Source organism: Eikenella glucosivorans, assembly GCF_016025525.2.
GTDB classification, from domain to species: domain Bacteria; phylum Pseudomonadota; class Gammaproteobacteria; order Burkholderiales; family Neisseriaceae; genus Eikenella; species Eikenella glucosivorans.
The window spans coordinates 31,846-56,790 of sequence record NZ_JACSGR010000007.1 but is presented as its reverse complement, the minus strand read 5'-3'; the positions used below and the strand labels follow the sequence as shown (position 1 = coordinate 56,790).

Genomic DNA, 24,945 nt, shown 5'->3' with positions numbered 1-24,945 from the left:
GGCTACCTGAAAAAAGGAACACCCATGAAACTCTCCCTCGCCCCCGTGCAATTCTTCTGGCAGAAAGAAACCCTGCTCGAATTCTACGCCGCCATGCTCGACACCCCGCTCGACACCATCTATCTGGGCGAAACCGTCTGCTCCCGCCGCCAGAAAATGCGTTTCGACGACTGGTTCGGCCTCGCCCAAGACCTCGCCGACAGCGGCAAAGAAATCATCCTTTCCTCCCAAGTGCTGCTCGAAAGCGAATCCGACCTCAAACGCCTGCGCAAAATCACCGGCCAAAGCCAATTCAAAATTGAAGCCAACGACATGGGCGCGGTCAAACTCGCCCGCGAACACGACATCCCCATCGTAGCCGGCGCCAGCCTCAACATCTACAACGAAGCCACCCTGCAACTCTTCCAAAACCTCGGTGCATACCGCTGGGTCGCCCCCGCCGAACTCGAACGCGGCAAAGTCGCCGCCATCGCCGCCGCATCACAAAACATCGAAACCGAAATCTTCGCTTGGGGCAAAATCCCCCTAGCCTACTCCTCCCGCTGCTTCACCGCTCGGCACTACAACCTCAACAAAGACAGCTGCGAATTCCGCTGCCTCGACCACGAACACGGCCTCACCATGAACACCCGCGAAGGCCAACCCTTCCTCACCATCAACGGCATCCAAACCATGTCCTACGGCAGCCAATGCCTGCTGCCGCACCACGCCGACATGGCCGCCATCGGCGTACACATCCTGCGCCTCTCGCCCCAGCTCACCGACATGCCGCGCATCATCGCCCTACACCGCGCCGTGCTCGACGGCCAAATCAGTTTGGACGAAGCCCTGCCCGAACTCGCCCGCCTCGCCACCGGCACCCCCGTGGACGGCTATTGGCTGGGCAAGCCCGGCATAGAGGCCGTGGAAGCCCACCGCCAAGCCTACGGCAATCACGCCGCTTGAAAAAGGCTACCTGAAAATTACGTTGCCAACTTATCGTTAGAGATCAGACAGCACATATAGGGATAGTAAAGAGGCTCAAATGTATTTGGATGATTTTTTAGCGGAATTTGTGGTAAGGGATGAAGAATGCTTGAGAAAGTTATTGAAAACAAGGCATAAATATTCAGCCAACCATTTCATCTTAAGCCATGCGGAAAACGGGTTTCCACAACTGAATATTTTTGTGAAATCCAACCAATGTGTTCTGTACTATATGGCTGACGGAGAAAGCCACATCTCGGCAGGCAATCATCCGCATCGGGGAGGGATATGCGTGTTTTACGAGAACAACAACGGCACAACAATCGAATTGCCGTGTTCCAGCGTCGTTGAGGAGCGAGAGATGGAAACGGCGGCGTTGGCATTTTTCAAACAGCAAGCCCGGCCTGAAAATATACATTGGCAAGAGCTTTAAAAATGGAAACAGTCAAACTCGGTTGAAAGGTTACCTGAAAGTGTAAGCTTCAACGCAGTGAAAACAACGTTCCCGAAGAAAGCGAATTTTCGGCAAAGCCAAAATAAAGTCCGAACGAAACGGAAAAGGAAACCATCATGCCCCTCCCCGACATCATCCTGCCCCAATGGTGCGCCGCAATCGGCCGCCGCCTGCCCGCCCTGCCGCCGCGTTTTGCCTTGGTCAAGACCCTGAATATCATGCTGAAACGCGGCCTCCTGCCCGCCGACATGAGCCTGTTTGCCGGCCGCACCTTCGAAATCGACGTACTGGACGCGGGCATCAGCGTGCGTTTTACCGCTGATGGCGAACGCTTTTTGGACAGGGATTTTGAAGGCGCGCCCGACCTGCGCTTGGCTGCCAACAGCGCCGACTTCCTGCGCATGATGCTGCGCGAAGAAGACCCCGACACCCTGTTTTTCAAACGCAAATTGCAAATCGAAGGCGACACCGAATTGGGGCTGATTGCCAAAAACCTGCTCGACAGCGTGGAGTGGCCGTTTGCCGAGCGGCTGGCGCAATGGCAGCAGATGTTTGAATAGGCGGCCATATCTGTGCCAAATATTTTTCAGGTAGCCCGAAGGGATACAGAAAAGGCTACCTGAAAAAGCTATCCATACCGCTTATCAGCAATAAAAGGCTACCTGAAACGACGCTTCCGCAGAAAGCGAAGTTTTCAGGTAGCCTTTTATTGCTTACGGATAAACCGATTAAGCCCGGCTCGCGGCAAACTGTTCCTGCGCCCAGCGCCGGCGGTTGGCGGGGGTGTCGGCGGCGTGGCCGTACTGCTCGCGCCAGGCGCGGTAGGCTTCGGCGTCGAACAGTACCACGCGCCCGCCCATGGCGGCCACTTCGCCGGCCACGCTCTGGCTGATGCGCCAGTCGGCAATGCCGATGCAGGAGCGCTCGTCGGGATACCACAAGGCGATGGCGGGCTCGCCGCCTTCGGCCTGGCGGGCGATTTGCTCGGCGTAGTCGTCGATGGCCTGGTATTTCTGGTTGAGGCGGGTTTCCACGGCGGCCACCACGTGCAGCGGGATGGCCGCCTCGCCGGCTTCCCAGCTTTCCCATTCTGCGGCGGTGGCGCCGTGGGGGAAATCCACGTTGGGCACGAGGGCTTGGCCGGCTTCGGCCGCGGTGAGGTTCAGGTTGAGGCGCAGGGCTTTCAGTTCGATGGGAGACATGGTTGTCCTTTTGGAATAAGCAATTTATTTGACTTGGGCGGCCAGGTGTTCGATAGCCGCCTGCGCGCAAAACAGGCCGAAGGCGGCGGTAACCAGCATACTGGCGCCGTAGCCCGCGCAGGAGAGGCCCTGCGGCGCGGCATCGGTTTCGCAGGCGGCCTCGATTTGCGGCGGGGTAACGTTTTCTTCGGAATAAATGCAGCTCACTTTCATGCGCTGTTTGGGGTCACGCGGGAAGCCGTGGCGGCGGCGCAGGGTGTAGCGCAGGTTGGCCAGCAGCGGGTCGTGGGTGGTGCGGGCGAGGTCGGCGCGGCGGATGAGGGCGGGGTCGCGCTGGCCGCCCGCGCCGCCGGATACCACAAACGCCTGCTTCCGCGCCACAAAATGCGCGGACATGGCGGCCTTCACGCGCACTTGGTCGATGGCGTCGATCACAAAGTCAAACGGCTCGGCAAAGAGCGTGCCCACGTTTTCAGCATCCACAAAATCTTCGATTTCGCGCACGCTGCAGGCCGGGTTGATTTGCAGGATGCGCCGGTGCAGCGCGGTTACCTTGGGCAGGCCGAAATTGTCGGTGAGGGCGTGGAGCTGGCGGTTGGTGTTGGATTCGGCCACGTTGTCCAAATCAATCAGCGTGAGCCGGCCCACGCCGCTGCGCGCCAGCGCCTCCACCGCCCAGGAGCCCACGCCGCCCACGCCCACCACGCACACGTGCGCGTTGGCAAATTGTTGCAGGGCGGCGGCGCCGTAGAGGCGGGAAATGCCGCCGAAGCGGCGGCTGTTTGGGGAAAAATCTGTCATCGTTTTGAGCAAAAGCAATCGGAAAAAATGGCACATTCGGCACTTCGGTATTATACTGTAAACGTATCAGGAAGACCCGTTCGGCGGCTGTTGCCGGTGTGCGAGCGGAGATTTGAGGGTGTTTCCCGCCCGGGCGCGGAGGCATCGGAATATTGTTCACTCAGGAGAAGAGTATGTACAAACAAATCGTGATTGCAGTAGACGGCAGCCGTACTTCGCAGCATGCGCTCAAACAGGCCTGCGGGCTGGCGCAGGCCACCGGCGCGGCGCTCACGCTGGTGCACGTGGCCAACCCGGCCGAATACGTGGCCACCGTGGCGCCCGAGTTTTTGCAGTATGAAAACTACGAAACCGCCGCCACCGAGCAGGGCAACGCCATTCTGGATGCCGCCGTCAAGCAGGCGCGCGGCATGCTGGGCGAAAACGCGCAAATCGGCCGCCATTTGCTGGTGATCAGCAAAAATGCGCGCGACATGGCCAAGAGCCTGGTGGACTACGCCACCGAGCAGAAGGCCGACCTTTTGGTGCTGGGCACGCACGGCCGCACCGGCCTGATGCACCTCTTGATGGGCAGCTTCGCCGAAACCGTGATGCGCGAAACCCGCCTGCCGCTGCTGATTATCCGCCGTGAGGCTTAAGGCTGCGGTTTGAATTGGGATAAATGAAGGCTACCTGAAAATTTTCAGGTAGCCTTTTGGTTTTCAGGCAGCCTTAGAGGCTGGCGGGATGCGGTGCGTGGTGTTAACGTTCGTTGCAGTCAATCCGCCATTCGCGGCTGAGATGCCAAGTTCCATCCACCACAATGCCGTTGGCGTCAGTCCAATAGGTTTGGATAAGGTCGCGTGCATAGCAGACATGGGCAAAATAGGTGGTGCGGCCGGTGCCTATGCCGGGGTTGTTGTAGGTGCCGAGGTTTTCGGTACCGGCATAGCGGGTGCGGTAGTATTTGTAGGTGTAGCGGTAGCGGTTGTTGCTCTCTCTGGTTGGGCCGAACACAGGGCGTTGGCCGTGTTCGCGAACGACTTCACTGAAGGGTTTGCCGATGGATTTGCTCATGCTGCGGGTAAGTTGGCTGCTAAGAGAGCAGCCGGCAAACAGGAAAACAGCGCCGGCAAGCAGGCTGAGGCGCAGCAGGTTGTGGGCAGGGTGGGAAGGGGGCGGATAGGGTTGCATGGTTTGCTCCTTGTGGGTTGAAATTAAAAGGCATAATACCGATAGCGGGATATGCTGGCAAGAAGGCTACCTGAAAATTTTCAGGTAGCCTTTTGGTTTGAATGGATTGGACATTTATGCCAGACTTACCGGTTATTTTTCAATAGTTCAATCAACCTTCAACGTGCATTCTTCCGGATATTTTTCGCACAGCGTGCCGTCCTGCCTGGCCTGTTCGAGGCGGCGGTTCAGTTCGCTGCAATCATACATCAGCACGCCGGGTTTGGGGCGCAGCGGCGTGCACTGCTGCAATTTCGGGTCATCGGCGCGGTGCACTTTCACATACAGCGCCGCATGGTGGTGCTCATACAGGCTGCCGCCGCCGGTGCTGCCGTCCACCTCCAAGGTCTCCCCAAGCTCCCGATACGGTTGCGCGCCGCTGTGGGACAAAGCAATACGCGTGCCGCCCCCGCTGTCGAGCACGGCGAGCGTGAAGCCGCTGTTTACCGGCACCGTCCACCGCTCCTGCAAATGGGAAAACGGCAAATCCGCTTCGGCATAATAACCCTGCCCCTGCACGGCTTCGGGCAGAGTGATTTCGTGATTGACCACGGGCGGTTCGCCCTTGCGGCACGCGCCGAGCAGCAGCAGGGAAAGCAGCAGGTAATAAGGTTTCATCATATTCTCCAGGCAACAAACAGGCTTATGCCGTATCGGTTTTCAGGTAGCCTTTGCACGGTCGGGAATGGGGTTTACAAGAATAGTTGCAGCAAATCGTTCAGGTAGCGCTGGCCGCGTTCGGTGGGGCGCAGCAGGGCGGGGCTGGGGTCGATCAGGCCGAGCCGGACGGCGCTTTGCAGGGGGCGGGCGATGGCGGCGAGGGAAAGGCCGGTGCGCTCGGCGAAGAGGTGGGTGGGCACGCCTTGGGTAAGGCGCATGGCGTTGAGCATGAATTCGAAGGGCAGCTCGCCGGGGGCTACCTGAAAACGTTCGACGGCTTCGGCGGGGTTGCCCTGCATGGCGGCGAGGTAGCTGCGGGGGTGGCGGGCGCGGGCGGTGCGGGTGATGCCGCTGTGGCTGCTGAGTTTGCCGTGGGCGCCGGCGCCGATGCCGATGTAGTCGCCGAATTGCCAGTAGTTGAGGTTGTGGCGGCATGTTTGGCCGGCGCGGGCGAAGGCGCTGGTTTCGTAGTGCGCAAAGCCGGCGGCGAGCAGGGCTTGGTGTACGGCTTGTTCGATGTCGTAGGCAGCGTCTTCTTCGGGGATGCCGGGCGGCGGGGTGCGGCCGAAGGGGGTGTTGGGCTCCATGGTGAGGTGGTAGGCGCTGATGTGGGATACGCCGGAATCGATGGCGGTTTGGATGTCTTGCCGGGCTTCTGCGGGGGTTTGGCGGGGCAGGGCATACATGATGTCGGTGTTCACGCGGGGGAAGATGGCGAGGGCGGCTTCGATGGCGGCGCGGGCTTCATGGCCGTTGTGGATGCGGCCGAGGGCTTTGAGTTTGGCATCGTCGAAGCTTTGGATGCCGAGCGAGAGGCGGTTCACGCCGGCTTCGGCGTAGCCTTGGAAACGGGCCTGCTCGAAGGTGCCGGGGTTGGCTTCGAGGGTGATTTCGGCTTCGGGCCTCAGGCGCACGAGGGCGCGCACGCCGCCGAGCAGGCGGTTGATGCCTTCGGCGGAAAACACGCTGGGGGTGCCGCCGCCGATGAAGACGGTTTCCACGGGGCGGCCCCAAATATGGGGCAGCTCGTGTTGCAGGTCGGCGAGCAGGGCGCTGATGTAGGCGGCTTCATCGGTGTCGGGCTTGAGGCGGTGGGAATTGAAGTCGCAATAGGGGCATTTCTGGATGCACCAGGGGATGTGGATATAGAGCGAGAGGGGCGGCGGGGCGCTGAGGCCGGGGGTTTGCAGTAGGGGCATGGGTGTGTGGTGTTTGGATTGGGGAAAATGAATCGGTGCTTTGGCTATTGTGCTTCAAAGGCTACCTGAAAAACCTGTTCGCCGATGCGCACGTCGGCTAAGTAGTCGTGGCGCCGGTCGGTGCACACCGGCAGGCGGATTTGCGCGGCCAGCCAAGAGCCGTTTGGCCGGCGGGCGAGCGGGTAGCGGTTGAAGCCCATATCCATGTTTGCCATGCTGAAGCTCACTTCCACCCGCCGCACTTCGGGCGGCACGTTTTCCAATTCGATATCAAACGGCTCGCGCAGCGCGGCGGCAAAACGGATGCGGCTGCCGTTGGGCAGGGAGCAGCCCTGGCGCGGGTTGCAGGCTTGCGGTGCGGCGGCTGCGGCGGGCTGTTGCGCGGCACGCCACTGGCGCACGGCGAAATGGCCGCCCGCCAGCGCCAGCAGCACGGCCAAGGCGAGCAGGGTTTTGGCGCGGGGGGAGAGGGGCATAAGAGGCTACCTGAAAAAGTTTCGGTTGATTGTCAGCAAAATTTGATTTGCTCATTTTAACTTCGTTTTAATCGCGTTGAAGCTGGTGTTTCAGCTTATCACCCCTGCACCACCGCATGCGCCCCAGCCGCCAGCCAGCGCTCGGCATAACGCGGCGCCAGCGCCGCATCGCAAGGCAGCAGCACCAGCGGCAGCGCCACGCCCTCGGCCAAGGCCGTGCACGCCTGTTCTGCCGCCGCTTCGTCGCCCACCGGCCACACCGCCGCTTCGGCCCCGGCTTCCGCCGCCAGCGCCACTTCCCGTGCCGAGCGCACCAGCGGCCAGCGGCGCACCCCGCGCGGCGCAGCGGCGGCCAAGTCGGCCAGGCTAGACAGCAGGCGGCTGCCCGGCGGCGGGTGGGGCGTATCGGGCGGCAACACGCAAAAAGCGCCGTCTGCCGAGCGCAAACCTGCATGCAGGCTACCTGAAAACGCCGTGGGCACCGCCAGCGCATTCAGCAAGGCTGCATTGGCCGGCAGCATGGGCGACACCGTATAGCGCCCCGGCTCCTGCCAGCGCCATTGCTGGCCTTCACGCGCCTGCAACTGCCCGTGCCAAGCATCAGGCGGCACGCGGAAAAAGCGCAGCCGCACGCGGGCGTGTTCATAACTGTGGATTTTGGTGAGCCACGGCACGGCGGCCTCGATGCGGATGCCCAGCTCTTCCGCCAGCTCGCGCCGCAGCGCAGCCAGCTCGCCCTCGCCCGGCTCCACCTTGCCGCCGGCAAATTCCCAATAGCCCGCATAGGCCTTGCCCTCGGGGCGCGAGCTGAGCAACACCTCGCCGCGCGCGTTATACACAATGCCGGCCACCACGTGCAGCAGGGGGCGGGTATCGGCGCAATGTTGGTGCAGCCAATCAATGCAGCCGTTGATCAGCTCGGGCAGTTGGGCGATTTGGCGGGTGTGCAGGCGGCGCAGCGGGTGCTCCCAATCCTGATTGCCCACCAGCAGCACGGTAAACCGCCCCTGCGGCGCGGCAGCGGCGTACCAGCCCACATCGAGCAGATATTGCCCGCCGAAGAAGCTGATTTGCAGTAGGTCTTCGCCCAAAAGCAGGTCGGCAGGGTTTTCATCGGCGTGTTCCAGCAGCCAGGAGAAATGGTCGAAAGTGATGATTCCGTTGCGGAGGTTAAGGGGGCTGGGCATGGCGGCAGGGGAGGAAAGTGCAGAGGCGGGCAGTTTACTGGAGCGGGCGGCGGCGGGCAACGGCGGCGGGGCATGGGGGTTAAGCCATCGTTGAGTGAAATCGGCTCGGCTCGTTTTTAACTTGGTTGAAGCTGGCGCTTTAGCTTCGCAGAAACTCAGCCTTGGCTGCGCCAAGACATCGTTTTAGCTCCGCAGAAACTCCGCTTCCTTCGGAAGCTCCATTTTCAGGTAGCCTGCTGCTGCGGAAAGGATGTTTACAAAATTTTGTTTTTTAGTAAAATCCGCGCCATCGGCAACACTTTCCCCACTCTGAAAACACAGGAGCAGCAAAATGAAACGAACCCTAATCAACACGGCGGCGGGCGCATTGGCGGCGGTGTTGTTATGCGGCGCAGGTTTGGCTTGGGCAAACGGAGTAAACGAGGGCTACATCAATGAAGAAGTGCTTCGTGGCAATCGTGGAGTACAGCGGCAACAACCCTATCAACACTATCAAGAATACCGCGAGCCCACATACGAGGAAGACCGCCGTATCGACGAGGAGGCGCGCCGTGTTACTGAGGAAAATATCCGCAACCTCCCCCAGAAATACCGCGCCGATCTCGTAGACGGGTGCACCCAAGGCCTGGCCGACACAGAACTCAGCCGCGCGCAGATCAGCAATGTGTGCAACTGCGTCCACGAAGAATTCGTTAAGCAGTTTCCCAGCGCCCAAGTTTATCAGCGCACGCTGGAAGCCGATTGGCGCGGGCAAATGAGCACGCGGGAAAAACAAGAGTTCATCCGCAAATCCGAGCGGGCGATGCAAATTTGCGGCCGCCGCTTCCGTAACGGCCGTTAATTAACGGCAGGCTGGGCGGTTCCGCCCGCAACCCTGCTGATGCTCCGGCATCAGGCTACCTGAAAAATCATTTTCCATTTTCAGGTAGCCTTTCTTGTTTGGAGGGCAGCCGCCCCGCGCGCTACAATCTTCCTCCTTATCAGACAACCCAGAAAAACACCATGCCGCAAACCGTACACACTTTGGCGCAGGAGCTGGCCGGGCGCAAGCAGCAAATCATTGCCGACTACCGAGCCCACCGCAATCCGCAGCGTTTTTTTGCCGACTACGGCGCCGCATTGTCGCAAACCGTGGTGGCGCTGTGGCGGCGGATGTTGCCGACGCAGGAGCGGCACCCGCTGGCGCTGATGGCGTTGGGCGGTTTCGGGCGCGGCGAGATGTATCCTTTTTCCGATGTGGATTTGGGCATCGCTGCCGCCGGGCAACTGAACGAGGCGCAGCAGCAGAAGGTGGAAGAATGGCTGCAAGCCTTGTGGGACATGGGCTTGAGCCCCTCGCTGAAAACCGGCAGCGTGGCCGAGCTGTGCGCCGGCGCGGCGGAAGACTTAACCGGCGACACCTCGCTGCTCGAAGCGCGCCTGCTCGACGGCAGCGCCGAAGTGTTCGAGCGGCTGCGGCGCGAACTGGACATCCAGCGCAACCCTGCCGCTTTTGCCGAAGGCAAACTCTTGGAATTGCAGCAGCGCCACCTCAAGGCGCAGGCGGGCAGCAGCCTGGAGCCCAACCTGAAAACCTGCCCCGGCGGCCTGCGCGATATCCACACCATGCTGTGGCTGGCGCGGGTGCAGGGCATGGCGCCGCAATTGCAGCAACTGGCGCGCCAGCGCATCCTCACCCGCACCGAAATGGATATGCTGCGCCGCAGCCACCGCCGGCTGGCGTGCATCCGCATCGAGCTGCACTTAGCCGCCGGCAAGCCGCAGGAGCAGCTGCGTTTCGATTTGCAGCCGCAGGTGGCGCTGGCTTTGGGCTTCGATGACGAAAGCAAGCAGCGGCGCAGCGAGCGCCTGATGCACTCGCTCTACCGCGCGGTGAAAACTGTGAAGCAGCTGGGCGGCATCCTGCTGCCGATGCTGCGCGGGCGGATTTATTCGCCGCTGCCGCGCGTGGTGCACGATTTAGACGAACATTATTTTCAGGTAAACAACCTCATCGCCGTGCGCGACAAAACCCTGTTTCGCCGCGAGCCGCAGCATATTTTCAAGATTTTGGAACGCTGGCAGCAGCACAGCGACCTCTCCGGCCTGGCGCCGGAAACGCTGCGCGCCTGGTGGCAGGCGGTGCAGCAGGAAATGGATGGGCGGTTTTATGCCGATGAGGCCAACCGCCGCCGCTTCGTGGGCTTCTTCCGCCATGGCGGCGGGCTCACCCACCTCTTACGTTTTTTAAACCTCTACGGCGTGCTGGCGCGCTACCTGCCCGAGTGGGGCAAGATTGTGGGGCTGTTGCAGCACGACCTGTTTCACGTTTATCCGGTGGACGACCATATCCTGATGGTGGTGCGCAATATGCGCCGCCTGGCCTTGGAGGCACACAGCCACGAGCTGCCCTTTGCCAGCGCGCTGATGCACGGCTTCCCGCGCCAACCGATACTCTATCTGGCCGCGCTGTTTCACGACATCGCCAAAGGGCGCGGCGGCGACCACGCCGAGCTGGGCCGCGAAGATGCGCGCCGCTTTGCCGCCGACCATTTCCTGAGCGCGGAAGAAGCCGATTTGCTGGAATGGCTGGTGGGCAGCCATCTGCTGATGTCGCTCACCGCGCAGAAGGAGGATATTCAAGACCCGGCGGTGGTGGCCGCTTTCTGCCGCCAAGTGCAAACGCCCGAGCGGCTCACCGCGCTCTACCTGCTTACTGTGGCCGATATGCGCGGCACCAACCCGAAAATCTGGAATGCCTGGAAAGCGAGCCTGCTCGAATCGCTGTTCCGCTCCGCGCTGCAATACTTCGGCGGCGAAACGCCCAGCCGCGATATGGCGGTGAGCCGCCGCCAACAGAAGGCGCGGCAGGCGCTGGCCGATGCAGGCGCGGGCGAGGCGGAATGCCGCCGGCTGTGGCAGCAGTTGGGACAGGCCTATTTCGTGCGTCACAGCGCGGACATCATTTTGTGGCACTTGCCCTTTCTGGCCGCTGATGCCGAAGCGCCGCAGGCACACATCCGCGAATTGCCCGAGGCAGGCGGCCTGCAGGTGATGGTGCTGATGCCCAACCGCGACCGCTTGTTTGCCGGCCTGTGCCGCCTGTTCGGCCGCCACCAGCTCGGCATCCTCGCCGCGCACGCCTATGTCACCGCGCACCAATACATCCTCGACACCTTCGTGCTGCAACTGCCCGCCAACTGTCTGCCCGGCGACATCCGGCGCATCAGCGGCCGCCTGCAGCAGGCGCTGGACAAATTCGTGCGCAGCCCGCCCGCTGCTGCTGCCGAGCCCGCACCGCGCGTGTTGAGCCGCCGCCTGCGCCACCTGCCCATCGCCCCGCGCATCACCCTTTCCGCTGAAGAAAGCCCCGGCGAATACACGCTGGAAATCATCACCGCCAACCGCGCCTTTCTGTTGGCCGACATCGCCGATGTGCTCTCGCAGCTCAACATCAGCCTCAGCTACGCCGCCATCGCCACCTTCGACGAGCGCGTGGAAGACAGCTTCCTCATCCGCCACCCGCAGCTGGCCGACACCGCCTTCCAGCTCAAGCTGGAGCAGATGCTGCTGGAGCGGATTGGGAGTTAGCGCCGGGCTGGTGTTGGGAAATGGAAAAGGCTACCTGAAATATTTTCAGGTAACCTTTAAGCTGGATGGGAGGCTACCTGAAAATCATCGGGCTGTGCTTTCAAACGGTTATGGCAGGCGCATCAGGCGCTGGGTTTCGTGCCACAGGCCGTCGGGGCGCGGCTCGACCACGGCGGCGAGACCGGGCGGTTGGTGGGCGAGTTCGGTGGCGCTGAGGGTGTGTTCGATGGGAATGCGGGCGGGGGCAAGGTAGGCGAGGCGGGGCAGAGGGTGGAAGCGTTGTTGGGGCTGGGCGAGGTAGTCTGCCCAGTCGGCCAGCAGCAGGCCGCTCCAGCCGAGGGGGTTGAGCGGGGCGTCGTTGAGGGTGCCGCTGGGGGTGAAGCCGATGCCGCGGACGAGGGTGGCGGTGTGGAGCAGGGCGTGGGGAGATTTCAGGTAGCCTTGGAAGCTGTCGGGCAGTTGGGCTTGGGCAGCGGGGCTGAGTAGTAGGCGGCTTTGTTGTTCCAGTTTGGCGGCTTTGCGGGGGAGGGTGTCGGTAGGATTGAGGCCGCGTAGGTCGGAGGGGCTGCGGCCGCCGTAGTATTTGCAGGTGAGCTCGAGGTGGTGGGGCTGTTGGCCGATGAGGCAGAGGAAGTCGGCGGCGCCGAGGGTGCGGCCGTTTTCATCGCGGATGGGGTGGTTGCGGGCGATGAGCCGGCAGTGGGGGGCGTGGGTGAGCCAGAAGGCGAGCAGGCTTTCGGCGTAGTGGCCGAGGCGGTGGCCGAAGGGGGCTTCTTGCTCAAGCCAGTGTTGCAAGGGGGTGGGGGCGCTATCGAGGGCGAGCAGGAAACGGAAGCCGTGTTCGCCGAGCAGTTGGGATACGGGGAGCTCGCAGCCGCTGTGCCATAGGGGCGGGGCGGTGAGGATGGCGGCGAGGTCGCGAGCGGCGGGGTGGCGCAGCCGCCACCAGATGGCATCGAGGGCGTAGTTCATGGTTGGGGGTGTGGTTGGAGGCGGGTGTAAGGCTACCTGAAAATAAGTGGATTTGGAAAGGTTTCGGGCTACCTGAGAAACGGTTTGCTGGATTTAATGACGTTGAAGCAGATGTTTTCAGTTGGCCTTATAGTATGGCCGGTGTGGCAAATAATTTGTTTTTTGCTGTGTGACACCGGATAATGCGCGCCTCACGGCGCTTGGCCGGAAAGGTTTATTTTAATAGGGAAAGACAGATGTATCAGGCAAAAAAACGCGGGTGGCTGCCGTGGGCGGTGGGCTTGGCGGTGTTGCTCACGGTGGTGGCGCTGGTGGTGCAGATGCGGGATGTGCTCTCGCCGTTTATTGCGTCGGCGGTGCTGGCCTATATTTTGAATCCGCTGGTGGGGAAGCTTTGCCGGCGCGGGGTGGGGCGGGCAACGGCTTCGATGCTGGTGATGGTGTTTGCGCTGCTGCTGTTGGTGCTGCTGCTGCTGATTGTGGTGCCGATGCTGGTGCAGCAGTTTGGCAGTTTGCTGGAAAAATTGCCGGCACTGGTGGCGTTTGTGCAGCAGAAGGCGCTGCCGTGGCTGAATCATGCGTTGGGCACGCATTTTGTGCTGAACGAGGAATCGGTAACGGCGCTGCTCACCCAGCATTTGGGCAGCATCCGCGCCAATCTTTCCAAGGCGGTGCCGGCGCTGATGGCGCAGGGCGGCAGCCTGGTTTCGATGGCGGGCAATTTGGCGCTGCTGCCCTTTTTGCTCTACTATTTCCTGCTGGATTGGGCGCGCTGGACAGAAGGCATCAGGAAGATGGTGCCGCGACGCTATCTGGCGGCCTACACGCGCATCGGCGGCAATATGGATACGGTGTTGGGCGAGTTTTTGCGCGGGCAGCTCACGGTGATGCTGGTGATGGGGCTGCTTTATGGTTTGGGCCTGATGCTGGCAGGGCTGGAATCGGGCTTTGCCATCGGCATGGTGGCCGGGCTGTTGGTGTTTGTGCCGTATTTGGGGGCATTCACCGGCCTTTTGCTGGCCACAATGGCGGCGCTGTTGCAATTCGGCACCTGGCAGGGGCTGCTCACGGTGTGGGCGGTGTTTGCGGTGGGGCAGTTCCTGGAAAGCTTTTTCATCACGCCGAAGATTGTGGGCGACCGCATCGGCCTGTCGCCGTTTTGGGTGATTTTCGCCCTGATGGCCTTCGGCAGCCTGTTCGGTTTCGTGGGCATGCTGCTGGCGCTGCCTTTGGCGGCGGTAACGCTGGTACTGCTGCGCGAAGCGGCTTCGGCTTATATGGGCAGCCGGTTTTACCGCAGCGAGAAGTGAGGCCGGCTGGGCATCATGGCCGCCTGAAAGCAGGCGATTTGCCACTGCCGGAATGTTAACTGCGCAAAATCCCAGCGTTGGCTGCGCCGAAACATCGCTTCAACTCGCATTGAGGCGTATGCTTTCAGGCAGCCTTTCCGCCGGCGCTTTGTTGTATGTCCGCCCACCCGCCGCACTCCGTTGGAAAAGCGCCGATACCTGCTTGCATTTAGGCAACATCGCCAGTAAAATGCCGCGCTTACGGATTTTATTTACTTATCAGGAGATTTTTCATATGGCCAATAGCGCCCAGGCACGCAAACGCGCCCGCCAGTCGCAGAAAAACCGTGCACACAATGCCAGCCTGCGTACTGCTTTCCGCACTGCGGTAAAGAAAGTTTTGAAAGTTGTTGAAAGTGGCGACAAAGCCGCCGCCCAAGCCGAATTCGTGGCTGCCACCAAAGTGATGGACCGCATTGCCGACAAAGGCGTGTTCCACAAAAACAAGGCTGCCCGCCATAAGAGCCGCTTGGCCGCCAAAATCAAAGCCATGGCCTAAGCCGTTGCCTGCATAAATGCTGCCGCATCCAGTGATAAACGGATGCGGCTTTGTTTATAGCGGATTAAGTTTGTATCAGGACTGCGTTGCTTTGCCTTGCTCTCTGTGCTGACTTGCGGTTCCGTTGCTTTCCCCTTATCTGCCCGATGCCAATTCTTTGGGTGAGGAAGTGGTTCAGGCCTCGCTGGCATCGCCGGGTTTAGGCAAGTAAGCCTAGCGGCTACCTGAAAATTTTCAGCCGCAATCCGGGCCACTTATTGCACGTGCAGACAGTCGCTTGTCTGTATCCACAGTTTTTTCAGGTAGCCTATTGATAGAAGAAGGCTACCTGAAAAAATTTCTGCTTGCTGCGAGCCGAGTCAATTTTCAGGTAGCCTGCCGATGAGGCAAAGGCTACCTGAAAATCCTGCCTCTTTGCATAATCCAAATTGCTGGGCCGCCGGTTCCGCCCTTGAAACCAGCCGCCCCATCCCTATTTTGCACAGCATCGTTTTCACCACATTCAGTCAAACATCATGAAACAAACCCATGCATTCCAAACCGAAGTCAAACAACTCTTGCAGTTGATGATCCACTCCCTTTATTCCAACAAAGAAATTTTCCTGCGTGAGCTGGTATCTAACGCTGCCGACGCCTGCGACAAACTGCGCTTCGAAGCGCTAAACCGCCCCGATTTGCTGGAAGGCGGCGGCGAGCTGGCCATTACCATTACCGCCAACCGCGAAGCGCGTACCCTCACCGTGGCCGACAACGGCATCGGCATGAGCGAAGCCGAAATCGTTGAACACCTCGGCACCATCGCCAAATCCGGCACCAAAGCCTTCTTCGAGCAGCTCACCGGCGATGCACAGAAAGATGCCCACCTCATCGGACAATTCGGCGTCGGCTTCTATTCCGCCTTCATCGTGGCCGATCAGGTTACCGTGGAAAGCCGCCGTGCCGGGCTGGCCGCCAACCAAGGCGTGCGCTGGGTTTCCGCCGGTGATGGCGAATTCACTGTGGAGCCGATCGAGCAAGCCGAACGCGGCACCCGCGTTACCCTGCACCTGAAAGCCGACCAAGACGAACTGCTTTCCGACTGGGCGCTGCGTCGCATCGTCACCACCTACAGCGACCACATTTCCGTGCCCATCTACATGAAAAAAGCGCCGGAATACGATGAAGAAGGCAATCCCAAGCCCTCAAACGAGCTGGAAGTGGTCAACCGCGCCCAGGCACTGTGGACGCTGCCGAAACAAGAGATTACCGACGAGCAATACCAAGAGTTCTACAAACACGTCGCCCACGATTTCGACAACGCGCTGGCTTGGACGCATTTCAAAGTGGAAGGCCGCCAAGACTACACCGGCCTGCTCTACATCCCCAAACGCGCCCCGTATGACCTCTACGAGCGCGATCCCAAGCACGGCGTGAAGCTGTATGTGAAGCGCGTGTTCATCATGGACGATGCCAAAAAGCTGATGCCGCTCTATCTACGCTGGGTGAAAGGCGTCATCGACAGCAGCGACCTACCGCTAAACGTATCGCGGGAAATATTGCAGGAAAGCAAAGATTTAGATGCCATCCGCGCCGGCAGCGTGAAAAAAGTGCTCTCGCTACTGGATGATTTGCAGAAAAACCAGCCGGAAAAATATGCCGAATTTTGGCAAGCTTTTGGTAATGCGCTGAAAGAAGGCATCGGTGAAGACTTTGCCAACAAAGACAAAATCGCCGCCCTGTGCCGCTTCGCCAGCACACACAACGACAACGCCGAGCAAAACGTGAGCCTGGCCGACTACATTTCGCGCATGAAAGAAGGTCAAGACAAGATCTACTACATCACTGCCGACAGCTACGCCGCCGCTAAAAATAGTCCGCACTTGGAAGTGTTTGCCAAGAAAGGCGTGGAAGTGCTGCTGCTCACTGACCGCGTGGACGAATGGGTGGTGGGCAGCCTGTTTGAGTTTGAAGGCAAGCCGCTGGCCAGTGTGGCCAAGGGTGCGCTCGATTTGGGCGGCCTCACCGACGAGGCGGAGAAAGCCGAGCAGGCCAAGGCCGAAGAAGCGGGCAAAGACGTGGCCGCCGCTATCCAAGCCGTGTTGGGCGATAAAGTAGCCGGGGTGCGCGCCACTTCACGCCTCACCGAAAGCCCGGCCTGCCTGGTGGTGGGTGAGCACGATATGAGCCAGCACTTGGCACGGATGCTGGAAGCCGCCGGCGCCGCCGGGCAGATTCCCACCGGCAAACCGACGCTGGAAATCAACCCAAACCACCTGCTCATCCGCAAAATCACCGAATCAGACAATGAAGCGCAACGTGCCGATTTGGCCGAGCTGGTGTATGAGCAGGCTTTGCTGGCAGAAGGCGGCAAGCTGGATAACCCAGCCGCATTCGTGAAACGGATGAACGGCTTGCTGCTGGCTTTAGACAAATAAATGCCTCCGGCTAAATTCGCCGGACAAAGTAAAGGCTACCTGAAAAATTTGGGCCATAGTGTACGGGGTTTGGGCAGGGCAGAAATGCCGCTGCGTTACGTTTTATGCTGAAGCCCACATTTTCAGGTAGCCTTTAATGCGATTATTGATTATGTGTTTAGGGTAGTTTTCAGGTAGCCCTTGAGGCTACCTGAAAATTTGGCAACCAAATCAGCATAAACAAAAAGAGCCGGAATAATCCGACTCTTTTGTTTTGCCTAGGCTGATTAGCGTTTGGAGAACTGTTTGGCACGGCGTGCTTTGCGCAGACCGAACTTTTTGCGTTCCACTTCGCGGGCATCGCGGGTAACGAAGCCGGCCTGAGACAGAGCGGGTTTCAAACCGGCATCATAGTCGATCAGGGCGCGGGTGATGCCATGACGGATGGCACCAGACTGGCCGGTTTCGCCGCCGCCCACCACGTTTACCATGATGTCGAACGCTTCGGCGTTTTCAGTCAGTACCAAAGGTTGGCGCACCACCATGCGGCTGGTTTCGCGGGCGAAAAATTCGTCAACCGGACGGCCGTTTACCGTAATCTGGCCGGAACCCTTCTGCAGGAACACGCGAGCCACAGAACTCTTGCGACGGCCGGTGCCGTAGTAGTATTTACCGTTCATAATGTCGTGTCCTTAAATTTCCAATGCTTTGGGTTGTTGGGCGGCGTGCTGGTGTTCGCTGCCTGCGTACACTTTCAGCTTGCGGATCATGGCGTAGCCCAAGGGGCCTTTGGGCAGCATGCCTTTAACGGCTTGTTCCAAGGTGCGCCCCGGGAATTTGTCTTGCATTTCTTTGAAGGTGCGTTGGTAGATGCCGCCGGGGAAGCCGGAATGGCGGTAGTAGATTTTGCCTTCGTTTTTGTCACCGGTAACACGCAGTTTGTCGGCATTGATTACAATGATGTAATCGCCGGTATCCACGTGCGGGGTGTACTCGGGCTTGTGTTTGCCACGCAAGCGACGGGCGACTTCGGCAGCCACTCGACCCAGAACTTTGTCTTGGGCATCAATGACATACCATTCGCGCTTCACCTCGTGCGGTTTGGCTGAGAAGGTTTTCATAGCAGGAAAATCCAAATTAATATAAGAAAACTTTAATTTTAAAGACTCTGCCGGATACTGTCAATGTTTATCCTGAGTGGAAATGGAATCCGGGTGTGCGGTGAGGAATAAGTCGTGTTTTTTTGGCACAGGCAGATGTGGGTATGCGGGCTGTAATTTGAATGGGGCTACCTGAAAAATGGTTGTTTCGGCACAGTGCAAATGCGGCAGTTAGGTTTAGTTGGCGTGCAGCATTTCCTGCATCAGCTGCATGCCCCACTGCCAGCCGCCAAAGCGTTGGTTGAGGTGGCCGGATTGCGGGGCGCGCAGCAAGCGTGCCTGCCACAGATCGGCCATTTTCGCTGCCCATGCAGTAGGGCAGAGGGGGTTTTCACCTTGCCCGATCACAAGGGCAGCTTTGCAGTTGGTGCGGGCGCGTTGCAGGGTGTGGTGCGCGTCGTCGGTACAGGCGGATTGCAAGGGTGAAACGAGGATCATGCCGCGGATGCGCTGCTGATTGACCAGGCTGTTTTGAAACTGCCATGCCATCGCGGCCACCGTGCCTGCCCCGTGCGCCACAATCATCGCTTGTTCGGGTATCTGCTGCCAGGCGGAGTTGATACGGGTTTGCCAGCCACTGATGCTCTCGCCAGCAGAGCAGGCAAGAGTTTGCACCAAGGGATAGCTGCGCGCCCAAGTGTCGATCCACATTTCCGGCTCGGCGGAATCCCGGATGAGGAACAGAGTGAGGTCGGGAGCGGCAGGCATAAGTTTAGGTATGGCGGCGACGGGTGGAAAGGCGGTATTGTAATGCAAGTTTTATTCGGTATGGGGTATAGGGTTTGTGCGCGCCTGCCGGTTTGGATTTTGTTGAAGCCGCGTTTTAGCTTCGCAGAAACTCACTCCGTTCGTTTTCAGGTAGCCTGTTGCACGATAGAAGCAGCCTGATGCCGGTGCTATAATCCGCAGTTTCTGATGATCCTGTTGCCATGAGGTTGATTCTGTTGCGGCGGCAGGTATTCTATATGGCTAAACAATAGGTTCTCTATGCTCACCCACTCCACCCTCCTCATCACCGGCGGCACCGGCTCGTTTGGCAACACCTTCGTGCCGATGACGCTGGCCCGATACAACCCCAAAAAAATCATCATCTTTTCCCGCGACGAAATGAAGCAGTGGGAGATGGCGAAAAAATTCCAAGGCGACAAACGCGTGCGTTTCTTCATCGGCGACGTGCGCGACAAAGAGCGCCTGTACCGCGCGCTCGACGGCGTGGATTACGTCGTCCATGCCGCCGCCACCAAAATCGTCCCCACCGCCGAATACAACCCGTTCGAGTGCGTGAAAACCAACATCAACGGCGCGATGAACCTGATTGACGCCTGCATCGACAAAGGCGTGAAGCGTGTGGTCGCCCTGTCCACCGACAAGGCCAGCAGCCCCGTGAACCTGTACGGCGCGACCAAGCTTGCCAGCGACAAGCTTTTTGTGGCGGGCAACGCCTATTCCGGCGAACACGGCAGCCGCTTCGCCGTGGTGCGCTACGGCAACGTGATGGGTTCGCGCGGCTCCGTCATCCCGTTTTTCCTGTCGCAGCGGCACACCGGCGTGCTGCCGATTACCGACCCGCGCATGACGCGCTTCATGATTTCGCTGGAACAGGGCGTGGAGCTGGTGTGGCACGCGTTTGAGGACATGGTGGGCGGCGAAATTTATGTGAAGAAAATCCCGTCGATGAACATTTGCGAGCTGGCCGCCGCCGTCGCGCCTGAATGCCGTCAGGAAACCGTGGGCATCCGCCCCGGCGAGAAGCTGCACGAGCAGATGATTGGCACGGAAGATTCGTTCCACACCTACGAATACCCCGAACACTTCAAAATCCTGCCCGCCATCAACGGCTGGGACGAAACGCCGGAACGCATCAAAAACGGCGTGAAAGTGCCGGAAGGGTTTGTGTATGCCAGCGACAACAATACGGAATGGATGTCGCGCGGGGCGTTGCAGGCGTGGATTGAACAGAATAAAGGGAAAATCGGCGCGATTTGATGGGAAGGCTACCTGAAAGCGCAGCTTCAACGAAGTTAAAATGATGTTTTGCGAAGCAAGGTAGAGTTTCTGCGAAGCCAAAATGCCTGGATGAATTTTCAGGTAGCCTGAAACCGTATTGCCGTGAAATCCATGCCGACCATCATGAAAGTTTGGCTGAAAACCATCCTGCTGCCGCATTTGTGTAGCTTACTGCTGCTGGAGTTGTTTGTTCTACCGCACGCGGTTCCGCTGCTTTGGAGTGGCAAGGCGGCATTGCCCGAAGCACTTTCCGCCTTGTTTTCACCACTACTGCTTTGGCTGCTCGGCGGCACACTCGCTTGGCGCGGCGTATTCGCTTTTCCGAATATACCGCTCGAATATACCGTTGCTGTGCTGTTGATTATCGCTGCCGCGTTGCTTGCAGGCTGCCTGAAACGGCATACCGCCACTGGCAGGCGGTTGGTTTCGTTTGCACTGTGGCTGTGGTTTGCCTACGGTTTGTTGGTGCTGGGTGTGCAGGGTTGAGAAAAGAAGAAGTGGCGGAACAAAATATACCTGCATCCAATACACACAGCCGCGAGTTTCCCCCGTCCCTATGCAATCAAGACCTCAGCAAATCGAGCAAGATCGGTCAATGTAAATAGGAGCGTAGGAAGTGGCTATATTTAAGTAAAGAATAATTTTCAGGTAGCCTGCTTAGAGGCTACCTGAAAACAAAAGCCCATGCCCCTATTCGACTTCACCCTCAAAAACATCAAACAAACCCTGGAATTCAACCACTCCAGCCCAAGCTGGTTTTGGCTGACCGACGGCAGCTACAACATCTGCATCAACGGCAAGCGGCTGTTGTCCTACCATCCCGACAGTTTCACCGCAGCAGAACAGGCGCAGCTCAAACAGCAAGCCCGTAAAAACGGCCTGCCCTTTTGCGAACCCGACTACTACATCGTGCGCCTGTATGAAGACCTGCTGTACGACGCCCTGCCATACACATGGTGCAATGTGGGCGAAATAGAACACCAATGCCTGCTCAATCCCACTGTGCACCGTTTGGCCGATAAAAAACATTGGGATAATCCAATACTTGATGAAGACATCGAATTATTGGAAAAATGTATGTTTCGGTATGGGAATTTCGGCAGCGGCCATATGTTGATGCCCGAATTCCGCGTGTGGCGTTATGCCGATGAAATCTATATTTATTGGGACGGCAGGCACAAAAACGAACACGGCGTACCCTACTTTCGGCACGCGGGTGAGGCCGTTTTCGTTATCAGTCACCGCGATTTTATGCGCGAAGCATACGATTTCCACCATCGCCTGATGAACGCCATGGCAGAGCGCATCCGCCAAATCCAAACCGGCTTTCCCGATTTTTATCCCGTTGTTCAAGACATGGTGGATAAAGACGGCACACCGGTGGGCGAAACCACCTATGACCTTGCCGGCCTGCTGGCCGAACACCGAAAGCGCGAACGGGAATGGGAGCAGGCGTTGCAAAATAAAAATGCCGGCAACCCAAATTTTGAGCAGGATAATTTGCGCGCCGGCATCCACCTGCGCCAACTGCTCGCCGACCATCTCCGCACGGTTGACATCATCCGCATCACAGGTTTTTAATGCCCAAACCGCATAGGCTACCTGAAAACTGAGCGTAGCCATTTTGGTTTATTGCCAAAAAAATTTCAGGTAGCCCCTCTCCTTCCAAAAGGCTACCTGAAAACCCTTACCTTAAAGGAGAAACTCCAAATGATTCCCTACGGCCGACAAACCATCTCCGAAGCCGACATCGCCGCCGTCGTGCGCGTGCTCCAATCCGACTTCCTCACCCAAGGCCCGCAGGTGCCCGCCTTTGAAGGCAGCCTGAAAGACTACTGCGGCGCGGCGCACGCCGTGGCCGTCAATTCCGCCACCTCCGCCCTGCATCTTGCCTGCCTCGCCCTCGGGCTGGGCAAAGGCGACACGCTCTGGACCACGCCCATCACCTTCACCGCCTCCGCCAACTGCGCCCGCTATTGCGGCGCGGACGTGGATTTTGTGGACATCGACCCGCACACGCTGAATTTGTCCCCCGCCGCGCTGGAAGCCAAGCTCAAAGCCGCCCGGGTTTCAGGCAGCCTGCCCAAAATCGTCGTGCCCGTCCACTTTTCCGGCGAGCCCTGCGATATGCAGAAAATCCACGCATTATCCAAAGAATACGGCTTCAAAATCATCGAAGACGCGTCCCACGCCATAGGCGGCAGCTACCAAGGCGGCAAAATCGGCAACTGCAAATACAGCGACATCACCGTATTCAGCTTCCACCCCGTCAAAATCATCACCACCGCCGAAGGCGGCGCAGCCCTCACCAACCGCACCGAACTCGCCGCCAAACTCGCCCTGCTGCGCAGCCACGGCATCACGCGCAATCCCGAAGAAATGGTGGGCGAAAGCGATGGCGCGTGGTATTACCAGCAAATCGATTTGGGCTACAACTACCGCATGACCGAGCTGCAAGCCGCCCTCGGCGTGAGCCAGATGCAGCGCATCGACGAATTTGTCGCCCGCCGCCACGAACTCGCCGCGCGCTACGACCGCCTGCTCGCCAAGCTGCCGCTCATCCTGCCGCAGCGCAACCCGCAAAACCGCTCTGCCCTGCACCTTTACCCCGTGCAAGTGCTGCCTGAAAGCGGCAAAACCCGCCGCCAGGTGTTCGATTTTCTGCGGCAGCACGGCATCGGCGCGAACGTGCACTACATCCCCGTGCACACCCAGCCGTATTACCGCCGGCACTTCGGCTTCCAAACGGGCGACTTCCCCGCCGCCGAAGCCTACTACGCCGGCGCAATCAGCATCCCGCTGTATTTCGAGCTGGGCGAAGCGGAGCAAGACAAAGTGGTGCAAACGCTGGAAGCGGCTTTCAGGTAGTCATTCACCGGCACGGCAAAGGCTACCTGAAAAATACTCCAAACTTTTTCAGGTAGCCTTTTCACGCCGGCGCACACCGGCTAAATCGAATAATCGTCTTTCAGCAGATGCTTATACGCGTGCAGATACGAAGCCGCCACAAACGCCGTGCCGCCAGCCACGTTGCCCAAAAACACGGGGATCATGCTAACGGCAAACTGCCACCACGACACATCCGCCCCCGCGAAAATCCCCGCCGGAATGATAAACATATTGGCCACAAAGTGTTGCAGCCCGATCAACACAAAGGTCATCACCGGAAACCACATCGCCAGAATCCGCCCTGAAGTCTGCTTCGCGCCGAAATAAAACCAAATCCCCATACACACCATCCAGTTGCAGGCCACGGCCGACACAAACGAGCGGCCGAAGCCCATGCCCACTTTAGCTTCGGCAATGGCGATGGTTTTTGCCGCCGCCACCCCTTCGGCCAAGCCCACATAGTGCCCGAGGAAATACGCCATACACAGCGCGCCGGCCAAATTGCCCAAGCTCACCACCAGCCAGTTGCGCGCCAGGTTGGATACCTTGATTTTTTTGCCAAACCAGCCCAGCCCCATCAGCATCATGTTGCCCGTGGCCAGTTCGCCGCCGCCAATCAGGATGCAAATCAGGCAGATGGGGAACACCGCCGCGCCCAGCAGGTTGGCCAGCCCCGACCATTCGGGCGGAATGCCGGTAACCACCTTCAAAAACGCCAAATAGCCGAAGGCCACGTAGCCGCCGCCCAAAAAGCTTAAAATCGCCAGTGTTTTCAGGCTGGAAGCGGATTTGGCCTGTGCCTTCTGCAAAGAATCTTGCAGAATCTCATGGGGGTAGAAGTCGCGCAGATGTTCCGGTTTCACAATATTCATGGTTTGTCCTTACGGGCAATGGAAAGCCGCGCACTGTATCAAGCGCGCGGCTTTCTGTGAAAGAACGATTGCTTTTATGGAAATGGCTGCCGGTTATAAGCAGCCGGTGCGGAAACGGGATGGGTAATGTTTGGTGTTGCAGAAACTCAGCCTTAGCTTTGGCTTTGCCAAGATTTCGGTTTGTCGAAGCCCACTGTGTTTTTTCAGGTAGCCTGCAAAACGCGGCAAAGGCTACCTGAAAACCGGAATACCCGTTTTCAGGCAGCCTTTTTTGGTTTGCCCGCCTGTCAGTCGAACGCCTGCACCAGCGCAAAGCGCGCCACACGCCCGTGCTCCGTTTCCACTTCTTCCGCAAACATGGCCAGCGGCCGCACCCACACGCCGTAATCGCCGTAGAGCGCGCGGTACACGGCCAGCGGCTCTTCCGTTTCGCTGTGCCGCGCCGTGTGCAGCAGTTCGTAGAGCCGGCCTTTATAGTGGCGGTAGAGGCCGCGCGGCAGGGGGTGGGGCTTGGTCATGGGGATTTCCTGCGGTGGTGTAGAATGGCGGCGGATTATATAGCGAAAACCGTTTCAGGTAGCCCCCATCTCCCGCCATGTCTGATTTTTCCCTGCTCGCCGCACTGTGGCTTTCCGCCTTCACGTCGGCCACGCTGCTGCCCGGCACTTCCGAAGCCGCATTCGCCGCCGTTTTGTGGCAACGCCCCGAAGCCGCGTGGTCGGCATGGCTGGCGGCGGGCAGCGGCAACACGCTGGGCAGCCTCACTTCCTACTGGCTCGGCCGCCTCCTGCCCGAACGCGCGGGCAAACTTTCGCCGCGCGCGGTGCGCCTGTTGCGGCGGCACGGCGCATGGCTGCTGCTTCTGGCCTGGCTGCCCCTGTTGGGCGACGCGCTGCCCTTGGCCGCCGGCTGGCTTCGCTTAAACGCATGGGCGTGCGCGGCGGCATTGGCGGCAGGCAAGTTTGCCCGCTATGCCCTGATTTGGCAGGCGGCGGGCTGGCTGCTGTGATATGGCTGCCTGAAAGCGGCAAATTGCGGGCTCGGATTCGGAGAAACCGCCCGCATTCCGGTTTTCAG

The 24,945-nt window shown here is 59.2% G+C and carries 27 protein-coding genes; 14 read left to right on the top strand and 13 right to left on the bottom strand.

Translation table 11 applies throughout. The features are described from left to right. Window positions 1–24: 24 nt before the first annotated feature. From H9Q10_RS09535 to ubiT, 3 genes are all read left to right on the top strand, one after another. Window positions 25–945 carry a U32 family peptidase gene (locus H9Q10_RS09535; RefSeq protein ID WP_197903735.1) on the top strand — a complete coding sequence of 307 codons (921 nt, stop codon included), beginning with the start codon at window positions 25–27 and terminating at the stop codon, window positions 943–945. Between the two features lie 79 nt (window positions 946–1,024). Beyond that, complete coding sequence (locus tag H9Q10_RS09530) at window positions 1,025–1,399, top strand: Imm1 family immunity protein (RefSeq protein ID WP_197903733.1); 375 nt, start codon at window positions 1,025–1,027, stop codon at window positions 1,397–1,399. A gap of 137 nt (window positions 1,400–1,536) precedes the next feature. Further along, window positions 1,537–1,980 carry a ubiquinone anaerobic biosynthesis accessory factor UbiT gene (gene ubiT, locus H9Q10_RS09525; RefSeq protein WP_197903732.1) on the top strand — a complete coding sequence of 148 codons (444 nt, stop codon included), beginning with the start codon at window positions 1,537–1,539 and terminating at the stop codon, window positions 1,978–1,980. A gap of 168 nt (window positions 1,981–2,148) precedes the next feature. On the opposite strand, the gene H9Q10_RS09520 is transcribed toward ubiT, so the two are convergent. Further along, window positions 2,149–2,622: an Aca2/YdiL-like domain-containing protein gene (locus tag H9Q10_RS09520; protein WP_197903731.1), complete on the bottom strand. Its 474-nt coding sequence runs from the start codon at window positions 2,620–2,622 to the stop codon at window positions 2,149–2,151. Window positions 2,623–2,646: 24 nt separating this feature from the next. Continuing rightward, entirely contained in the window at window positions 2,647–3,423 is a 777-nt protein-coding gene (locus tag H9Q10_RS09515) for a tRNA threonylcarbamoyladenosine dehydratase (protein ID WP_197903730.1), read from the bottom strand. 173 nt (window positions 3,424–3,596) lie between these two features. Here H9Q10_RS09515 and H9Q10_RS09510 point away from each other — a divergent pair, with 173 nt between their 5' ends. Continuing rightward, entirely contained in the window at window positions 3,597–4,061 is a 465-nt protein-coding gene (locus tag H9Q10_RS09510; protein ID WP_197903729.1) for a universal stress protein, read from the top strand. Window positions 4,062–4,164: 103 nt separating this feature from the next. Here the strand turns inward: H9Q10_RS09510 and H9Q10_RS09505 are convergent, their stop codons facing one another. From H9Q10_RS09505 to H9Q10_RS09485, 5 genes are all read right to left on the bottom strand, one after another. Then, complete coding sequence (locus H9Q10_RS09505; protein ID WP_197903728.1) at window positions 4,165–4,596, bottom strand: hypothetical protein; 432 nt, start codon at window positions 4,594–4,596, stop codon at window positions 4,165–4,167. A gap of 147 nt (window positions 4,597–4,743) precedes the next feature. Beyond that, window positions 4,744–5,256, bottom strand: a complete 513-nt coding sequence (locus H9Q10_RS09500; protein WP_197903727.1) for a hypothetical protein — start codon at window positions 5,254–5,256, stop codon at window positions 4,744–4,746. A 71-nt stretch (window positions 5,257–5,327) separates the two neighbouring features. After that, a complete protein-coding gene (gene hemW, locus H9Q10_RS09495) occupies window positions 5,328–6,494 on the bottom strand; it encodes a radical SAM family heme chaperone HemW (protein WP_197903726.1) in 1,167 nt (388 codons plus the stop codon). 44 nt (window positions 6,495–6,538) lie between these two features. After that, window positions 6,539–6,970: a hypothetical protein gene (locus tag H9Q10_RS09490; protein ID WP_197903725.1), complete on the bottom strand. Its 432-nt coding sequence runs from the start codon at window positions 6,968–6,970 to the stop codon at window positions 6,539–6,541. A gap of 98 nt (window positions 6,971–7,068) precedes the next feature. After that, window positions 7,069–7,863, bottom strand: coding sequence for an NUDIX domain-containing protein (locus H9Q10_RS09485; RefSeq protein ID WP_238480194.1), 795 nt, complete (start codon window positions 7,861–7,863; stop codon window positions 7,069–7,071). Between the two features lie 625 nt (window positions 7,864–8,488). Here H9Q10_RS09485 and H9Q10_RS09480 point away from each other — a divergent pair. Then, complete coding sequence (locus H9Q10_RS09480) at window positions 8,489–8,998, top strand: hypothetical protein (RefSeq protein ID WP_197903723.1); 510 nt, start codon at window positions 8,489–8,491, stop codon at window positions 8,996–8,998. 161 nt (window positions 8,999–9,159) lie between these two features. After that, window positions 9,160–11,727, top strand: a complete 2,568-nt coding sequence (gene glnD / locus H9Q10_RS09475; protein ID WP_197903722.1) for a [protein-PII] uridylyltransferase — start codon at window positions 9,160–9,162, stop codon at window positions 11,725–11,727. A 108-nt stretch (window positions 11,728–11,835) separates the two neighbouring features. Here glnD and H9Q10_RS09470 read toward each other — a convergent pair whose 3' ends face one another. Continuing rightward, on the bottom strand, window positions 11,836–12,699 hold the full coding sequence (locus tag H9Q10_RS09470; RefSeq protein WP_197903721.1) for a DUF1853 family protein: 864 nt from the start codon (window positions 12,697–12,699) through the stop codon (window positions 11,836–11,838). Window positions 12,700–12,935: 236 nt separating this feature from the next. Here H9Q10_RS09470 and H9Q10_RS09465 point away from each other — a divergent pair, with 236 nt between their 5' ends. The 3 genes from H9Q10_RS09465 (at window position 12,936) to htpG (ending at window position 16,961) form a co-directional block, all read left to right on the top strand. Beyond that, entirely contained in the window at window positions 12,936–14,009 is a 1,074-nt protein-coding gene (locus tag H9Q10_RS09465) for an AI-2E family transporter (protein ID WP_197903720.1), read from the top strand. 274 nt (window positions 14,010–14,283) lie between these two features. After that, on the top strand, window positions 14,284–14,547 hold the full coding sequence (gene rpsT, locus H9Q10_RS09460) for a 30S ribosomal protein S20 (protein WP_003823349.1): 264 nt from the start codon (window positions 14,284–14,286) through the stop codon (window positions 14,545–14,547). 515 nt (window positions 14,548–15,062) lie between these two features. After that, complete coding sequence (htpG, locus tag H9Q10_RS09455; protein ID WP_197903719.1) at window positions 15,063–16,961, top strand: molecular chaperone HtpG; 1,899 nt, start codon at window positions 15,063–15,065, stop codon at window positions 16,959–16,961. A 266-nt stretch (window positions 16,962–17,227) separates the two neighbouring features. On the opposite strand, the gene rpsI is transcribed toward htpG, so the two are convergent. The 3 genes from rpsI to H9Q10_RS09440 form a co-directional block, all read right to left on the bottom strand. After that, the gene (gene rpsI / locus H9Q10_RS09450) at window positions 17,228–17,620 is read right to left on the bottom strand and encodes a 30S ribosomal protein S9 (protein WP_197903718.1); all 393 of its coding nucleotides are present in this window, start codon (window positions 17,618–17,620) and stop codon (window positions 17,228–17,230) included. A 12-nt stretch (window positions 17,621–17,632) separates the two neighbouring features. Next, entirely contained in the window at window positions 17,633–18,061 is a 429-nt protein-coding gene (rplM, locus tag H9Q10_RS09445) for a 50S ribosomal protein L13 (protein WP_197903717.1), read from the bottom strand. A 216-nt stretch (window positions 18,062–18,277) separates the two neighbouring features. After that, on the bottom strand, window positions 18,278–18,808 hold the full coding sequence (locus H9Q10_RS09440; RefSeq protein WP_197903716.1) for an alpha/beta hydrolase: 531 nt from the start codon (window positions 18,806–18,808) through the stop codon (window positions 18,278–18,280). A 279-nt stretch (window positions 18,809–19,087) separates the two neighbouring features. On the opposite strand from H9Q10_RS09440, the gene pseB reads away from it, so the two are divergent. From pseB to pseC, 4 genes are all read left to right on the top strand, one after another. Then, window positions 19,088–20,086 (top strand): UDP-N-acetylglucosamine 4,6-dehydratase (inverting), encoded by a 999-nt coding sequence (gene pseB / locus H9Q10_RS09435; RefSeq protein WP_197903715.1) that lies wholly within the window; start codon window positions 19,088–19,090, stop codon window positions 20,084–20,086. Window positions 20,087–20,218: 132 nt separating this feature from the next. Next, complete coding sequence (locus tag H9Q10_RS09430; RefSeq protein ID WP_197903714.1) at window positions 20,219–20,593, top strand: hypothetical protein; 375 nt, start codon at window positions 20,219–20,221, stop codon at window positions 20,591–20,593. A gap of 198 nt (window positions 20,594–20,791) precedes the next feature. After that, the gene (locus tag H9Q10_RS09425) at window positions 20,792–21,688 is read left to right on the top strand and encodes a DUF5984 family protein (RefSeq protein ID WP_197903713.1); all 897 of its coding nucleotides are present in this window, start codon (window positions 20,792–20,794) and stop codon (window positions 21,686–21,688) included. Between the two features lie 129 nt (window positions 21,689–21,817). Then, a complete protein-coding gene (gene pseC, locus H9Q10_RS09420; RefSeq protein ID WP_197903712.1) occupies window positions 21,818–22,975 on the top strand; it encodes a UDP-4-amino-4,6-dideoxy-N-acetyl-beta-L-altrosamine transaminase in 1,158 nt (385 codons plus the stop codon). Window positions 22,976–23,055: 80 nt separating this feature from the next. Here pseC and H9Q10_RS09415 read toward each other — a convergent pair whose 3' ends face one another. Both H9Q10_RS09415 and H9Q10_RS09410 read right to left on the bottom strand, forming a co-directional pair. Beyond that, on the bottom strand, window positions 23,056–23,868 hold the full coding sequence (locus H9Q10_RS09415; protein ID WP_197903711.1) for a formate/nitrite transporter family protein: 813 nt from the start codon (window positions 23,866–23,868) through the stop codon (window positions 23,056–23,058). 287 nt (window positions 23,869–24,155) lie between these two features. Continuing rightward, window positions 24,156–24,386 carry a DUF1653 domain-containing protein gene (locus H9Q10_RS09410; protein ID WP_067589842.1) on the bottom strand — a complete coding sequence of 77 codons (231 nt, stop codon included), beginning with the start codon at window positions 24,384–24,386 and terminating at the stop codon, window positions 24,156–24,158. A 77-nt stretch (window positions 24,387–24,463) separates the two neighbouring features. On the opposite strand from H9Q10_RS09410, the gene H9Q10_RS09405 reads away from it, so the two are divergent. Beyond that, window positions 24,464–24,877, top strand: a complete 414-nt coding sequence (locus H9Q10_RS09405; RefSeq protein WP_197903710.1) for a YqaA family protein — start codon at window positions 24,464–24,466, stop codon at window positions 24,875–24,877. The last annotated feature ends 68 nt before the right edge of the window (window positions 24,878–24,945 follow it).

Coding starts and splice junctions, on each gene's coding strand:
- H9Q10_RS09535 (WP_197903735.1), top strand. CDS start 25: ATGAAACTCTCCCTCGCCCCCGTGCAATTCTTCTGGCAGAAAGAAACC.
- H9Q10_RS09530 (WP_197903733.1), top strand. CDS start 1,025: ATGTATTTGGATGATTTTTTAGCGGAATTTGTGGTAAGGGATGAAGAA.
- ubiT (WP_197903732.1), top strand. CDS start 1,537: ATGCCCCTCCCCGACATCATCCTGCCCCAATGGTGCGCCGCAATCGGC.
- H9Q10_RS09520 (WP_197903731.1), bottom strand. CDS start 2,622: ATGTCTCCCATCGAACTGAAAGCCCTGCGCCTCAACCTGAACCTCACC.
- H9Q10_RS09515 (WP_197903730.1), bottom strand. CDS start 3,423: ATGACAGATTTTTCCCCAAACAGCCGCCGCTTCGGCGGCATTTCCCGC.
- H9Q10_RS09510 (WP_197903729.1), top strand. CDS start 3,597: ATGTACAAACAAATCGTGATTGCAGTAGACGGCAGCCGTACTTCGCAG.
- H9Q10_RS09505 (WP_197903728.1), bottom strand. CDS start 4,596: ATGCAACCCTATCCGCCCCCTTCCCACCCTGCCCACAACCTGCTGCGC.
- H9Q10_RS09500 (WP_197903727.1), bottom strand. CDS start 5,256: ATGATGAAACCTTATTACCTGCTGCTTTCCCTGCTGCTGCTCGGCGCG.
- hemW (WP_197903726.1), bottom strand. CDS start 6,494: ATGCCCCTACTGCAAACCCCCGGCCTCAGCGCCCCGCCGCCCCTCTCG.
- H9Q10_RS09490 (WP_197903725.1), bottom strand. CDS start 6,970: ATGCCCCTCTCCCCCCGCGCCAAAACCCTGCTCGCCTTGGCCGTGCTG.
- H9Q10_RS09480 (WP_197903723.1), top strand. CDS start 8,489: ATGAAACGAACCCTAATCAACACGGCGGCGGGCGCATTGGCGGCGGTG.
- glnD (WP_197903722.1), top strand. CDS start 9,160: ATGCCGCAAACCGTACACACTTTGGCGCAGGAGCTGGCCGGGCGCAAG.
- H9Q10_RS09470 (WP_197903721.1), bottom strand. CDS start 12,699: ATGAACTACGCCCTCGATGCCATCTGGTGGCGGCTGCGCCACCCCGCC.
- H9Q10_RS09465 (WP_197903720.1), top strand. CDS start 12,936: ATGTATCAGGCAAAAAAACGCGGGTGGCTGCCGTGGGCGGTGGGCTTG.
- rpsT (WP_003823349.1), top strand. CDS start 14,284: ATGGCCAATAGCGCCCAGGCACGCAAACGCGCCCGCCAGTCGCAGAAA.
- htpG (WP_197903719.1), top strand. CDS start 15,063: ATGAAACAAACCCATGCATTCCAAACCGAAGTCAAACAACTCTTGCAG.
- rpsI (WP_197903718.1), bottom strand. CDS start 17,620: ATGAACGGTAAATACTACTACGGCACCGGCCGTCGCAAGAGTTCTGTG.
- rplM (WP_197903717.1), bottom strand. CDS start 18,061: ATGAAAACCTTCTCAGCCAAACCGCACGAGGTGAAGCGCGAATGGTAT.
- H9Q10_RS09440 (WP_197903716.1), bottom strand. CDS start 18,808: ATGCCTGCCGCTCCCGACCTCACTCTGTTCCTCATCCGGGATTCCGCC.
- pseB (WP_197903715.1), top strand. CDS start 19,088: ATGCTCACCCACTCCACCCTCCTCATCACCGGCGGCACCGGCTCGTTT.
- H9Q10_RS09430 (WP_197903714.1), top strand. CDS start 20,219: ATGCCGACCATCATGAAAGTTTGGCTGAAAACCATCCTGCTGCCGCAT.
- H9Q10_RS09425 (WP_197903713.1), top strand. CDS start 20,792: ATGCCCCTATTCGACTTCACCCTCAAAAACATCAAACAAACCCTGGAA.
- pseC (WP_197903712.1), top strand. CDS start 21,818: ATGATTCCCTACGGCCGACAAACCATCTCCGAAGCCGACATCGCCGCC.
- H9Q10_RS09415 (WP_197903711.1), bottom strand. CDS start 23,868: ATGAATATTGTGAAACCGGAACATCTGCGCGACTTCTACCCCCATGAG.
- H9Q10_RS09410 (WP_067589842.1), bottom strand. CDS start 24,386: ATGACCAAGCCCCACCCCCTGCCGCGCGGCCTCTACCGCCACTATAAA.
- H9Q10_RS09405 (WP_197903710.1), top strand. CDS start 24,464: ATGTCTGATTTTTCCCTGCTCGCCGCACTGTGGCTTTCCGCCTTCACG.